The sequence below is a fragment of the Lujinxingia litoralis genome (assembly GCF_003260125.1).
GTDB lineage: Bacteria > Myxococcota_A > Bradymonadia > Bradymonadales > Bradymonadaceae > Lujinxingia > Lujinxingia litoralis.
Genome location: NZ_QHKO01000012.1, coordinates 53,374 through 66,490 on the forward strand (window position 1 = coordinate 53,374; position 13,117 = coordinate 66,490).

A 13,117-nucleotide genomic window follows, 5' to 3' on the forward strand; every position below is an offset into this window, starting at 1 on the left:
TGTGCCTGGCCCCGAGAGGTCAGCAGGGTTGGCGGGATATGAGCGACCCCCGAGCTTAAGGGTAAGTTAAGATGGACATTAACATCGCAGAGATCAGCTCCATCATTAAGAAGCAGATCGAGAACTACGACTCGCGCATGGAGACCAGCGAGACCGGTACGGTCATCTCGATTGGTGACGGTATCGCGCGCGTTTACGGTCTGGAGTCGGCGATGGCCGGCGAATTGTTGGAGTTCCCGGGCGAAGTCTACGGGATGGTCCTCAACCTGGAAGAGGACAACGTCGGTGTGGCGCTCCTCGGTAGTGACCGCGGCATCGTCGAAGGCGATGAGGTCAAGCTCACCGGTCGCATCGTGGACGTTCCGGTGGGTCCGGCGCTGGAAGGCCGCGTGGTCAACGCGCTGGGGATGCCCATCGACGGCAAGGGCCCGATCGACTCGGAGCTGCGCAGCCGTATTGAAGTCAAGGCGCCGGGCATCATCCCGCGGCAGAGCGTCGGCGAGCCGATGCAGACCGGGCTTAAAGCCATCGACTCGATGGTGCCGATCGGCCGTGGCCAGCGTGAGCTGATCATTGGTGACCGCCAGACCGGTAAGACCGCGGTGGCCATCGACACGATCATCAACCAGAAAGACACCGGCGTAAAATGCATCTACGTCGCCATCGGTCAGAAGGAGTCGACCGTTGCGCAGACCGTGGAGAAGCTCAAGCGCTTCGGGGCGATGGAGTACACCACGGTGGTCTCGGCAACCGCCTCGCAGGCCGCGCCGCTGCAGTACCTGGCTCCCTACGCCGGTGTGGCCATGGGCGAGTACTACCGCGACAACGGTCAGCACGCGCTGATCGTGTACGATGACCTCTCCAAGCAGGCCGTCGCGTACCGCGAGCTCTCGCTGCTGCTTCGTCGTCCGCCCGGACGTGAAGCCTACCCCGGGGACGTGTTCTACATTCACAGCCGTCTGCTGGAACGCGCCGCCAAGATGAGCGACGCCGAAGGTGGTGGTAGCCTCACCGCGCTGCCGATCATTGAGACGCAGGCCGGCGACGTCTCGGCGTACATCCCGACCAACGTCATCTCGATCACCGACGGTCAGATCTTCCTGGAGACCGACCTCTTCCACAGTGGCGTGCGCCCGGCGATTAACGTCGGTATCTCGGTGAGCCGCGTTGGTGGTGCCGCGCAGATCCCGGCGATGAAGAACGTCGCCGGTACCATCCGCGTGGACCTGGCGCAGTACCGTGAGCTGGAAGCGTTCAGCCAGTTTGCCTCGGACCTCGACAAGACCACCCAGGCCCAGCTGGCCAAGGGGGCGCGTCTGGTGGAGATCCTCAAGCAGACCCAGTACTCCCCGCTGGAGGTGGCCCGCCAGGTGCTGATCATCTTCGCGGCCAACGAGGGGCTGTTGACCTCGCTGGACCTGAGCGATCTCAAGGCCTACGAAGACGGACTCTACAGCTTTGCGGAGAGCAAGGACGCGTCCATCTGGGAGGCGATCCGCGGCGACAAGAAGTTCGGGAAGAAGGCGGGCACCGACGCCCAGAGCGAGACGACGGCCCGCGCGCTGGCGATCCTCGAAGAGTACACCGAGAACTTCAAAGCCAAACATCAAGAGGCCGCCGCCGAGTAAGGCCGCAGCTACCCTGGCTTGAAGTTACGGGGTGGCCTGCCCTCGCCCGAAGAAGGACGGGGACAGGTCGCCCTCACTACCACCTGAGAAGACGTCGACATGCCAAATCTCAAGGACATCCGCAAGCGGATCGGGTCGGTTAAAAACACCCAGAAGATCACGCGAGCGATGAAGATGGTCGCAGCCGCCAAGCTGCGCCGCGCGCAGGAGCGTATGGAGGCCTCGCGGCCCTATGCGGTCAAGATGGGCGAGGTGATCGAGAGCCTGGCCTCGCGCGTGGATTCGGAGACCCACCCGCTTTTAGCGCAGCGCGAGCTGCGGGAGAGAGCGCTGGTGATCGTGGTCTCCAGTAACCGCGGTCTGTGCGGGGGCTTCAATACCAACCTCTTTCGGCGCGTCGATCGCTTCCTCAAGGAGCTGACCACCGCCGGGGAAGAGGTTGATGTGGTCACCGTGGGTCGCAAGTCTGCCAGCCATTACGGTCGCAGCGACTACACGATCGTCGAGAGCTACGATGAGGTGATCGGAGCGATCGATTACGCCAGCGCCAAAGAGATCGCCCAGCAGGCGATGAACACCTACCTCAACGGCGACTACCAGGCGGTGTACATCTGCTACAACCGCTTCGTCTCGGCGATCGCGGTGGATCAGACGATTCACACGCTGCTGCCCTTTGCGGTGGAAGGGGAGGCCGAAGACGCCTTTGCCAGCGCCGAGTACATCTATGAGCCCGACGTCGACACGCTGCTCGGCCGGCTGTTGCCCGGGCATATCGAGGTGCAGGTGCTCCAGGCGCTGCTCGAGAGTGAGGCCAGTGAGCAGGCCTCGCGGATGACGGCGATGGATAATGCGACCAACAACGCCACCGACATGATCGCGTCGTTGACCCTGCAGTACAACCGCGCACGTCAGGCCTACATCACCAAAGAGATCGTCGAGATCGTCAGCGGTGCCGAGTCGCTCAACAGCTAACGCCCCGGCGGGGCGAACACTCATAAGCAATCCGATTTTTTCAGGAGTTTCGATATGGCGGCAGAACCGGTGAACACGCAAGAGGGCCAGCAGGCCACCAAGAATGGGACCATCACCCAGGTCCTGGGTCCGGTTGTGGACGTGGCCTTTGCCACCGACGCGGTGCCCGATCTGATGACGGCGCTGGCGGTGTCCAACCCGGGCATCTCCGATGAGGCGGACAACCTGGTGCTGGAGGTCGCGCTTCACCTGGGTGAGGGGATGGTGCGTACCATCGCCATGGACACCACCGATGGTCTGGTGCGTGGGATGGAGGTGCGCAGCACCGGGGCGCCGATCAACGTGCCGGTAGGGCGCGAGGTGCTCGGTCGTATCCTCAACGTGACCGGTAAGCCGATCGACAGCGTCAGCGTGCTGCGTCTGAACGACGGCAAGGTCGTGCGCGGGATCATCTCGGAGGAAGGCGACACCTCGTACACGGTGAAGGTGCGCGACGCCAAGGATGTGCACAACATCCAGGACGTGACCGTCTCCAAGACCAACGTCAAAGAGATCGTGGGCCTGGAAGCGACGCAGACGCTGCCGATCCACCGTCCGGCGCCGGCGTTCGAGGAGCAGTCGACGGCCAGCGAGATGTTCGAGACCGGGATCAAGGTTGTCGACCTGCTCGCTCCCTACTCCCGCGGTGGTAAGGTCGGTCTCTTCGGCGGCGCCGGCGTGGGTAAGACGGTTCTGATTCAGGAACTGATCAATAACGTGGCGCTGGCCCACGGTGGTTTCTCGGTCTTCGGCGGCGTCGGGGAGCGTACCCGTGAGGGGAACGACCTGTACTTCGAAATGATGGAGTCGGGGATCATGGGCGCCAACGGCACCTGGGAAGACTCCAAGGTTGCGCTGGTGTTCGGTCAGATGAACGAGCCGCCCGGAGCGCGTGCCCGCGTGGCGCTTTCGGCGCTGACGATCGCCGAGTACTTCCGCGACTCCGAAGGGCAGGACGTGCTCCTGTTCATCGACAACATCTTCCGCTTCACCCAGGCCGGCTCGGAGGTCTCCGCGCTGCTCGGTCGTATCCCGTCGGCGGTCGGTTACCAGCCGACGCTTTCCACCGAGATGGGGGCGCTCCAGGAGCGCATCACCTCGACGACCAAGGGCTCGATTACCTCGGTTCAGGCTGTGTACGTGCCCGCCGATGACCTTACGGACCCGGCGCCGGCCACGGCCTTTGCCCACCTTGATGCGACCACGGTTCTCTCGCGTCAGCTGGCCTCTCTGGGGATTTACCCGGCGGTTGACCCGCTGGACTCCACCAGCCAGATCCTCACCCCGGAGATCGTGGGTGATGAGCACTACCAGGTGGCGCGTAAGGTGCAGTCGGTGCTCCAGCGTTATAAGGAGCTCCAGGACATCATTGCGATTCTCGGCATGGACGAGCTGGCCGAGGAAGACAAGCTGGTGGTGGCGCGTGCCCGCAAGATCCAGCGCTTCCTCTCGCAGCCCTTCCACGTCGCCGAGCAGTTCACCGGCATGAAGGGCAAGTACGTTAAGCTCGAAGACACGATCGCCGGGTTCAAGGCGCTGGTGAATGGCGAGGTCGACGATCTGCCCGAGCAGGCCTTCTACCTGGTGGGTACGCTCGATGACGCCCGTGAGGCCGCCGAACGTCTGGCCGCCGAGGCCTGAGCCACCCCGGCCGCGCGTAGCTCGCGCGGCGTAGAGTCTGGCGAGATGAAGGGTCGCCGCCTTGAGGCGGCGACCCGCTCGCAATGGAAAGGAAGAAGAGATGGCCGAGACGCTGCATTTGGAAGTTGTGACGCCCGAGAAGGCGGTCTTCAGCGAGCCCGTCGATGACGTGGTTCTGCCCGGATTTTTGGGCCAGATGGACATTCTGCCGGGCCACCTGCCGATGCTCTCGGTGCTGGCGGTCGGCGAGATGATCGTGACCCGGGAAGGAACCTCCCGCCACTTCTTTGTGGAGAAGGGGTATGTGGAGATCTTCGATGATCGGGTGACCGTGCTCACCGAAGGGTGCAGTGGCGTGAACGAGATCGACGTGGAGCATGCCCGTCGGGATCTGGAGCGCTACGAGACCCGGATGGCCGAGCTGGAAGAGCGCTCCAAGACCGAGCTGATCAGCGAAGATGTGTTCGAACAGCATCGCCAGGCGCTCAAGCGTGAGCGCATGAAGCTGGCCTTTGCCAAAGAAGGCAAGATCGTCGAGTAAGGCGAGCTGCACAGCTGTGGTCCCGGGCTTTGATCCGGTTAAGAGAGCCGATTTCCGTGAGGGAGTCGGCTTTTTTGATGCTCGAAGGCTTACAAAGCGGTGCTGAGTGGTGGATCTGGGTGACCAGAGTCGCAGGTAAGGGGTCTGAGCTGTGGATCTGGGAGGCAAAGCAGGGGAGGTAAGGGGTCTGAGCTGTGGATCTGGGTGGCGAGAGTCGCAGGTAAGGGGTCTGAGTCGTGGATCTGGGAGGCAAAGCAGGGGAGGTAAGGGGGCTGAGTGGTGGATCTGGGAGGCAAAGCCGGGGAGGTAAGGGGTCTGAGTGGTGGATCTGGGTGGCGAGAGTCGCAGGTAAGGGGTCTGAGCTGTGGATCTGGGTGGCGAGAGTCGCAGGTAAGGGGTCTGAGTTGTGGATCTGGGTGGCAAAGCCGGGGAGGTAAGGGGTCTGAGTTGTGGATCTGGGTGGCAAAGCAGGGGAGGTAAGGGGCCTGAGTGGCAGAGCTGTTCTGTGAAGCGTGGGAGGTCGTTGGGCGAAATCGTGGATTCTTTAGGTTGAGAAAGGATGCCTGGTGAGCGGAGCTCTTGAGCAAAGGAGACCTGGTCGCTACGGTAGGTCATCCTTTGAGTGTATCTGCGGTTTACCCCGTTGTAGGGATTCGGGGCGAGGCGGTCGAAGGCCCGGGTTGATGATAGGTGCCGGGGTTTTGTCGGCGTTTGGTGGTCTGAGAGGGCGTTGTGGACGCCCGGAGCTTGAGGAGGGTTCAATGGGGTTTGACCTGTGGAAACGTGAATTTTTGCATGTCTGGCGGGCGAGCCGCACGACGGTGATACTGCATCACGCCGTAGCATCGATTCCCATATTTCTGGTGCTAGTGCTCTTGAAGCTGTCGCCGCTGGCGGGGGTCTTGGTGCTGCTTCCCCTGTGTTTTGGGGCGGTGATCTGGTGGGCCCATGTGCAGGTGGCCGCGTACATGCTGGCGGGAGGCGTGGCGGAGGAGTCGGTAGGGGTGCGCGGCCCGCTGGAGCTGATGAAGGGGCGCTGGGGCGCGGTGTTTCTGGGGTACTTGCTCTACGTGGCGCTCTACATGGTGGGCAGCACCTTTGTGTTGCCGGGGCTGGCGATCGCGGTTGTGCTGGCGCCTTACCTGCTCTTTATTGTGCTGGAGAAGCAGGGGCCGGTGGAGGCGCTGGAGACCAATGTGCGTCTGGCCGGTCCTCATCTCGGGGGGCTGGCGCTGTTTTGGCTGGCGCTCTTCGGGGTGATGCTGGTCGGTACGATGGTGGTCGGGTTGCTTGCGGGGGGGCTGATCGTGATGGCCGCCGCGATGGAGAGCGAGATGGTTGTCCCGCTGCTGATCGGCGTCGCGGCGTTTGGTTTGCTGATCATGATGCTTGTCTCGATGTCGGTGCATGTGGCTGCGGCGGTGGCCAGCTACCGGGTGCTTCGTGGCGAGACGTTGGACGCGGCCGCGGGAGCGGGGAGCGGCGGGGAAGCCTGGGCCGCGGGTATTGAGAGCCCGGCGGTGCCGGGCGCCCCCGAGGCCGGCCCCGGTCAGGATACGCCGACGAGTTGGTAAGAGGCGCGTAGGCACAAAAAAAGCCGGCCCCTCAGGGGCCGGCTTTTTTGTGCGCGGGGCTTAGTCGCCGCCGCAGTAGAAGAGCTGCCCCTGGCAGCCTTCGAGGGTGAGGCAGATCGGGTAGCCCGAGCAGCGTTCTTGAGGCATCTCGGTGGTGCCCTCGGGGCATTGAGGTGTCTCGGTGCAACGCTCGGTGAGCTGGCAGGCCAGGATTTCCCCGCAGACGTCGATGTCGTGGCAGTCGGGGATCTCGGGGGTGCAGGCGTCGAGGCGCTCGTAGCCCTCGGGGCAGCTGGCCGGGGTGGTGCAGCCCTGACGCGGGGCGCAGCTTATGGTCTCGTTGCAGAGCTCAAGGGTCTGGCATTCGGGATGCTCGGTGGTGCAGGCGTCGAGCTCTTCGTAGCCTTCGGGGCAGACGAGCTCTTCGTCACAGGGCTCCTCTTCGGGGATGGGGGCGCAGCTGAGGTACCCCTCGCAGGTGAGCACCTGGTCGCAGGGGCGTTCCTCGCCGCAGAGTTCGGGATCGATGGCCTCGTAGTCCGGGGGGCAGGCGGTGGGCAGGCCCTCGCAGCGTCGGCAGCGGAAGGTTTCGTCGCAGTGGCGGACTTCGGCGCAGTCCGGATCGAAGTCGCTGCAGCTGGCGTCGCCGACCTGGCCCTCGGGGCAGGCGGGAGGCGTGTCGCATTGAGCCAGGGGGTCGAGGCAGAGCTGGCTGTGACCACAGACGGTGACCCGGGTGCAGAAACGCTCCTCGGGGCAGGTGCTGATCTCCTCGGAGGAGGGCGGGCAGGAGGGGAGTTCCTCGCAGACGTCGGAGTCGCTGTCGAATTCTCCGGCGTCGGGTTCGCTCAGGATGGGGACGCAGGCCAGGATGCTGCCGTCGCAGCTCTCCACGTACTGGCACTCGGGCTGGTCCTGGCACTCCGTGACCAGGTAGGAGCCCCGTGGGCAGGCGGGCTCACAGACGGTGAAGCCGCCTTGGTAGCTGTCGTCAGCGGAACAGCTCGCCAGCAGTAGCACGCTGAAGAGCGCGCCGAGCAGGGGAAGGAGCAGGCGACGATGTGCGGGGGAGGGGAGGATCATGGTGGGCTCCGGGGAGCGGCGCGCGGAGTTGCGCGGCGAGCACCTTGTATGCCTAGCAAAAGCCAGAGGGGCCTTCAATGAAGGGGGGGCTCGCCAGCGTGTTCGGGGCGCTGGCGAGCCCGGGGGGGTTAGTTGGCGTCGCCCGGGAAGGTGACGTCGACCCAGACCAGGTGGTGATCGCTGACGTGGATCAGATCGGAGTAGTCTTCGGTGGAGGCCGGCCAGAACACGCCGGCGCCTTCGACCTGGAGGGTGGACGAGGGCAGGGCGTAATCCAGGCGCAGGTTGCCCACGTTGGGGTTGAAGCGCGCGGTATCAAAGCGGTGCTCGCCCTGGTGTTCATTGTTGGCGCCCTGGCGGGCTTCGGCCGAGGCGACGGCGCCGGTGCTTTCGGGCTGGGGGTCGTGGGTGAGCTCGTCGGCCAGGAGGAGATCGACGGCGTCGAGGCCGCTTCCGTCGACGGGGTCGTCGTTGAGGTCGCCCACGATCACAAAGTGCGCGCCGGTGGGGAGTCCGCCGGTGGTGCCCTGGTCATCGTAGATGTAGTCGGCGTGCTGCGGGCGGATGTAGTCGTGCCAGAAGCGGATCTCGTCGGCGTTGCGGCGCTTGTTGCGTCCCTCCGGGCCGTCGAAGGCCGGGGGCGTGGGGTGGCTGGCCAGCAGGTGCAGGGTGTGGCCTTCGACCTCGATGGGCAGGTCGATGTGGTTTTTGGAGGAGAGGCGCATCACGGCCAGGGCGTCTTCGCCGTAGAAGTCTTGGGGGATGCGGTTCTCGGGCATGTCGGCCCACAGGAAGGTCTGGAAGGAGCGCATGTTTTCCAGATCCAGGGGGTATTTGGAGAGCACCGCAAAGGCGTACTGGCCGGGGAAGGTGCCAAAGCCAAAGGCGTCGTTGCCCCAGGCCTGGGTGCCCGGGGTGTCGGCGATCTGGCCGTTGCCATCGAGGTCGACGCCGGAGGCCAGGCCGGTGTTGGAGACGACCTGGTAGCGGTAGGGGTAGCTGATGGCCTGGCCGTCGTTGGCCTGGTCGACTTCCAGGAAGTTTTCGACGAAGAGATCGATGGCGCGCTGCTCCTCGTCGTAGTCGAATTCGTTGAGGAGGAGCACGTCGGGGCGCACCAGCTGGATGACGTTGGCGATGTTCTGGGGGTGTTCGTCGTCGGGGTCCTGCAGGGTTTCGATGAGCCCGCCGGCTTGGCTGCGGAAGAGAGAGGTGTTGAAGGTGGCCACGCGCAGGCTCAGGGTGGGCTCGTCGGCGTCGGGCTGAGCGTCGACATCGGCGTTGACGTCGGCGTCGCTGCCGGTGTCGCTGAGGTGGTCGGTGTCCGGGGAGGTCGATGGCGAGCTGCAGGCGCAAAGGGCCATGGCAAGCGCCGGAACAAGGTGGCGAGGGGACATGGAGGGCTCCGATGGGAGGGGGGGGAGGGGATGTGTCGCGACGCTCCTAACACAGCCTGCAGGCAAAGTCAGGCCAGGAGGAACGAGGCCGGTGTTTTGGCGGGCGTGGGGCCAGGGGGGAAGTGTCGTAGAGAGGGGGAGGGGGCGTGGCGAGCCGCCGGATTGAGCCGGGTACGGGCGCGTGCTAGGGTGCGCGGCATGATGTGGAGCCTGCGTCAGGAAGCGCCAGGTGGCGCGCAAATCAGATGATGATGATGGGAAGGGTTTAAGGAGATCTATGCGAGCGATGCGATGGTGTGTGGTGGTGATGTTGGCGCTGGGGACGGTGGCCTGTAAGAAGTCGCAGCCGGAGACGGAGGTCGAAGCCGAGGGTGAAGCCGCTGAAGCGAGCACAGAGACGCCAGCCGAAGCGACGGCGGATGGCGAGGCGAGCCCGGAGGCCTCGGAGGAGAGTGCCGCCCCGGCGGAAGTGGCGCCTCCGGAGAATCTCAAGGCGGCCGGTGAGCGTCTGGAGGGCGGTCATGACCCGGATGTGCCGGTGAGCGCCGAGGAGTTTCAGCCGAAGCTCATCAGCTCGATCTGCCTGGCGTACGACTCCTGCGGGAACATGGAGCTGAAGAGCGCGGTGGCCGGCACCTTCTTTATGGCGGGGATGGGGATGGCGTCTCAGGATCCGGAAGCGCTCCAGCGTTTTCAGGGGTTGATGGCGCGCATTGAGGAGGAGAATCTCGCGATGCCCGCGCGTCGTGACTGCGAGGAGCTATTCGAGATTGTGACGGCGTCGACCGGGGTGGATGGCGAGTCGCTGAGCGCCTCGATCAAGGCCGGGCGGGTGAGCTACGACGCCGAGGTGGCCGGTGTGTGCATGGGGCGGCTGGGGACGCAGTCGGAGATCTGCGGGGAGTACGTCCCGATGGGCGAGGAGCCCGATATGCAGCGGCTTCAGGCGATGATGATGACGGCCGGTCCGGTGCTGCAGACGCTCTACGAGCCTTGCCAGAAGATGTTCACCGGCAAGGTTGAGAACGGGGGCACGTGTGAGCACGATTACGAGTGCGCGGAGGAGCGCATGGTGTGCATGGGTGAACCTGGCAAGCAGACCTGTCAGCCGGTGCCGCAGATGCAGCCGGGGATGATGCCCGGTGGGGCTCCGGCGCCCGGTGGGGCTCCGGCGCCGCAGGCGCCGCAGGCGCCCTGAGCCTGGCCGAGGGCGCCCGTGATGCGGGCGCCCTTTTTAGTGGGGCAAACGACGTGTTGGCAGGCCTGTTTCACCCGAGGAGGATGTGATGGACACCTTTGATGTTCGCGATATGGCGCTCGCGCTGCCCGAAGTCAGCGAGGATTTCCCCTTTGACGCCACGACGCTGGCGATGCGGGTGATGGGCAAGATCTTTTTGCTGATGGACCTGGAGAAGGTGCCGGCCAGCGTCAACCTCAAGTGTGAGCCGGAGCGGGCCCTGGAGTTGCGCGCGCGTTTTGAGGCGGTGACGCCCGGCTACCATATGAATAAGCGTCACTGGAACACGATCATGCTCGCCGGCGACGTGCGCCCGGAGCTGATGCGGGAGCTGGTGGAGCACTCCTATGATCGGGTGGTCGCCGGGCTAAAGAAGGCGGAGCGTGAGCATATTGCCCGGTTGCGCCAGGCGCAGGGGTGAGATGGTGGGGAGTAGGCAAGGCGGCGTCGCGGTGGGCAGGGCGGGCGTGAGGCGAAGCGTCTGGCGAATGGGGTGGGCGCTGGCGGCGCTGCTGGTGCTGAGCGTCGGGATGCCTGAGGCGCAGGCGCAGGGGGCGCCGGCGGTGAGTGTGCCCGGGGAGTTTGGTCGGGTCGACGGGGATCAGCAGGCGGTGATGCGGGGCGGGTTCGAGGTGGCGCCCTACGTGGGGAGCTACGATGCCCGGGGGCATTTTGTGACCCTGGGAGACACCCGGGCGGCGGACCTGGTGTTGCGCCTGGGCGGGGGCCTTAGGGTGGGCGTGGAGGCGCTGCAGGTGCACGCCGAGGCCGCGCTACCGCTGGCGTATCGCGCGTTGGCCGGGGAGCAGGTGGCCCCGTGGGTCGGGCCGATCGAGGGGCTTGTGGGGGTGCGCTGGACCCTGCTCGACGATCTGCGGCTGGGGCTGGACTCCGCGTTGCGCGCCAGCTGGGTGCCCACGGTGGAGCTCTACGCCCGGCTGGGCGTGCCGGTGTGGCGTGGGCAGCGGGGAGTTGCGGTGGGCGGGGGCGCGGCGCTCCTGGAAGCCGGAGCGTGGGAGCCCGGCGGGGGCGCGCGTCTGGCCAAGTACATCAGCTATCGCGATGTGGTCTCGTGGAGCCTGGAGGGGGCGTTTGCGCTGGCGCGCAGCACCGAGGGCGGGGCGGGCGTGCGGGGCGGGGCGTCGCTGAGGAGCGTGGTTACGTGGACCCGGGTACATTCGATGACGCTCTCTTACGGTGCGCTCGGGGAGGTGGCGCTGCGCGGGGCGGTCTACCAGGATGAGCAAACGCAGGCAGCGACAGGCCCGGCCCTGGCGGTGAGGGTGGGGGGCTTTGTGAGCTACGCGTTGGCCTACCCTTACTGGGAGATCTCCGCGCAGCTGAGCAGTGATTGGGTGGGGCCGCGCGGGGCCTACAACCTGCCCTATGTGGGGCCGCGGGTGGGCGTGAGCCTGCAACGCGCCTTTTTTTGAGGGTGGGGGGCCGCGCGGGGGGCTGACGTTGGCGATGTTAGCGTGGGTGATCAGCTTTGCAGCGTAAAGAACTCCGAACCCGACGCGGGAGGTCCTGGGATGCGTTCATCCACCGAACATCTTGTCGGCCAACTTCGCCAGGCGCTGCCGAGCACCTTTGAGCTGCAAGCGCTGGATGATGTGATCGCCGTTGATTACGTGCACGCGCGCGGTAGGTTAGCGGCGGTTGTGGCAAGTGACCTGAAGCTTGAGCTGACGTTGAGCGTGGAGTTCCCCGAGCATCCCGGGCTGGCGGGGGAGGCGCTGCGGGAGGCCGGTCGCGCCGCGCTGCGGGAGGAGTTGGATCGCTACGGTGAGCGCGGCTACCGCCAGGTGGACTCCGAGCAGCTGCCCTCCCGATCGATGCGGCCTGGTACCGAAGAGGTTCCGGTCTACGTGACTAGCGTCGAGCGTGGTGTGGCCTCGGTCGACGCGCTGGTGGAGGAGTTAGAGTGGTTGGCTCAAGAGCGTTCGCAGCGACAATGAAGACGCGCTTTTGCGTGGTGGTTGGGGGGCTGGCGCTCGGGCTGAGTGGCTGTACCGCGCCGGAGCGCGGGGCGCCGGAGGAGGTCGGGTCCATTGCGGATCTGCCCGCGGAGCCGGCCCATCGCGCGTCGAGCGACTTCTGGGCGCACTGGGGTGATGGTCATGGCGAGATCTCGACCTACCGGGGGACCCTGGCGCGCTATGGAGAGCTGCGCGATGCGCGGGCCACGCTGATTTTTGTGACGGAGCCTCACGATAAGCGCACGTGGATCAAAAGTCCGGGAGTGGATGCGCCGCACCGCGTCGAGGTGCTCAAGCTCAACCATCTGGTCACCTTTCAGACCGGAGTCTATCCCTACCACGTGATGAGGAGCGTTTTTGCTCCGGTGGATCGCTGGGACGGGGAGCGGACGGGGTTCTCGCCAGTCAAGATCGCGTTGAGTGTGCAGGAGTGGTGCGGTCAGGTCAGCCACATCCTGTGGCCGGGAGCCGGGGAGTATTTAAGTCGGCTCTCGTCGTATTTTGAGTCCGAGGGGGACGTGGAGGAGCGTGTGGAGGTGGAGGCCGGCACGCTCTACGCCGACGCGTTGCCCATTCAGGTGCGGGAGCTCGATGGCCCCTTTCTGGAGGGGGCCGAGCGCTGGACCGGGCCGCTGATCCCCACGTTGTGGCAGGCGCGGGTGGAGCATCAGCCCCTGCAGGTGGCGTTGGCCACGATCACCCGTTCCACGGTGGAGCGTCAGGGGCTGCCCTACACGCGATTTGATGTCAGCTGGCCCGGGGGGGCGCATTACTTCGAGGTTGAGCAGCACTATCCCCGGCGCATCCAGCGTTTTGGCTCGAGTGAAGGCACGGCGTTTGAGCGGGTGGCCACCGAGCGGCTGCCTTACTGGCAGCTCAACAGCCTGCCGGACAAAGCGCATCGCGAGACGCTGCAACTTCCCCTGGACGTGGTCTCGCCAGTTCGGGTGCCCGCCCCGCCGGCGGTGCCCGCTCCTCCCGAGACGCCGCCTACGGGCACACCTCCGGCTTTTTAGCCCCGACCTG

General features: G+C 65.3%; 12 protein-coding genes. 10 read left to right on the forward strand and 2 right to left on the reverse strand.

All coding sequences use genetic code 11. The annotated features are described in order from the left end of the window. Positions 1–71 precede the first annotated feature (71 nt). The 5 genes from atpA (at position 72) to DL240_RS17885 (ending at position 6,395) form a co-directional block, all read left to right on the forward strand. On the forward strand, positions 72–1,628 hold the full coding sequence (gene atpA, locus DL240_RS17860; protein WP_111731267.1) for a F0F1 ATP synthase subunit alpha: 1,557 nt from the start codon (positions 72–74) through the stop codon (positions 1,626–1,628). A 99-nt stretch (positions 1,629–1,727) separates the two neighbouring features. Continuing rightward, entirely contained in the window at positions 1,728–2,600 is an 873-nt protein-coding gene (gene atpG / locus DL240_RS17865; protein ID WP_111731268.1) for an ATP synthase F1 subunit gamma, read from the forward strand. A gap of 54 nt (positions 2,601–2,654) precedes the next feature. Next, the gene (gene atpD / locus DL240_RS17875) at positions 2,655–4,280 is read left to right on the forward strand and encodes a F0F1 ATP synthase subunit beta (protein ID WP_199589860.1); all 1,626 of its coding nucleotides are present in this window, start codon (positions 2,655–2,657) and stop codon (positions 4,278–4,280) included. Positions 4,281–4,380: 100 nt separating this feature from the next. Then, entirely contained in the window at positions 4,381–4,821 is a 441-nt protein-coding gene (atpC, locus tag DL240_RS17880; protein ID WP_111731269.1) for an ATP synthase F1 subunit epsilon, read from the forward strand. A 761-nt stretch (positions 4,822–5,582) separates the two neighbouring features. Further along, positions 5,583–6,395 carry a hypothetical protein gene (locus DL240_RS17885; protein ID WP_111731270.1) on the forward strand — a complete coding sequence of 271 codons (813 nt, stop codon included), beginning with the start codon at positions 5,583–5,585 and terminating at the stop codon, positions 6,393–6,395. Between the two features lie 60 nt (positions 6,396–6,455). On the opposite strand, the gene DL240_RS17890 is transcribed toward DL240_RS17885, so the two are convergent. Beyond that, positions 6,456–7,478 carry a hypothetical protein gene (locus tag DL240_RS17890; protein ID WP_111731271.1) on the reverse strand — a complete coding sequence of 341 codons (1,023 nt, stop codon included), beginning with the start codon at positions 7,476–7,478 and terminating at the stop codon, positions 6,456–6,458. A 128-nt stretch (positions 7,479–7,606) separates the two neighbouring features. Then, positions 7,607–8,875, reverse strand: coding sequence for an endonuclease/exonuclease/phosphatase family protein (locus tag DL240_RS17895; protein ID WP_111731272.1), 1,269 nt, complete (start codon positions 8,873–8,875; stop codon positions 7,607–7,609). A 277-nt stretch (positions 8,876–9,152) separates the two neighbouring features. Here DL240_RS17895 and DL240_RS17900 point away from each other — a divergent pair, with 277 nt between their 5' ends. The 5 genes from DL240_RS17900 (at position 9,153) to DL240_RS17920 (ending at position 13,107) form a co-directional block, all read left to right on the forward strand. Beyond that, a complete protein-coding gene (locus DL240_RS17900) occupies positions 9,153–10,073 on the forward strand; it encodes a hypothetical protein (protein WP_146618396.1) in 921 nt (306 codons plus the stop codon). 88 nt (positions 10,074–10,161) lie between these two features. After that, on the forward strand, positions 10,162–10,533 hold the full coding sequence (locus tag DL240_RS17905; protein ID WP_111731274.1) for an MmcQ/YjbR family DNA-binding protein: 372 nt from the start codon (positions 10,162–10,164) through the stop codon (positions 10,531–10,533). Positions 10,534–10,579: 46 nt separating this feature from the next. Continuing rightward, positions 10,580–11,545 carry a hypothetical protein gene (locus DL240_RS17910; RefSeq protein WP_146618397.1) on the forward strand — a complete coding sequence of 322 codons (966 nt, stop codon included), beginning with the start codon at positions 10,580–10,582 and terminating at the stop codon, positions 11,543–11,545. Positions 11,546–11,644: 99 nt separating this feature from the next. Further along, positions 11,645–12,070, forward strand: a complete 426-nt coding sequence (locus DL240_RS17915; RefSeq protein WP_111731276.1) for a hypothetical protein — start codon at positions 11,645–11,647, stop codon at positions 12,068–12,070. After that, the gene (locus DL240_RS17920) at positions 12,067–13,107 is read left to right on the forward strand and encodes a hypothetical protein (RefSeq protein WP_111731277.1); all 1,041 of its coding nucleotides are present in this window, start codon (positions 12,067–12,069) and stop codon (positions 13,105–13,107) included. Before DL240_RS17915 ends, DL240_RS17920 begins: the two co-directional genes overlap by 4 nt. Positions 13,108–13,117: the final 10 nt, after the last annotated feature.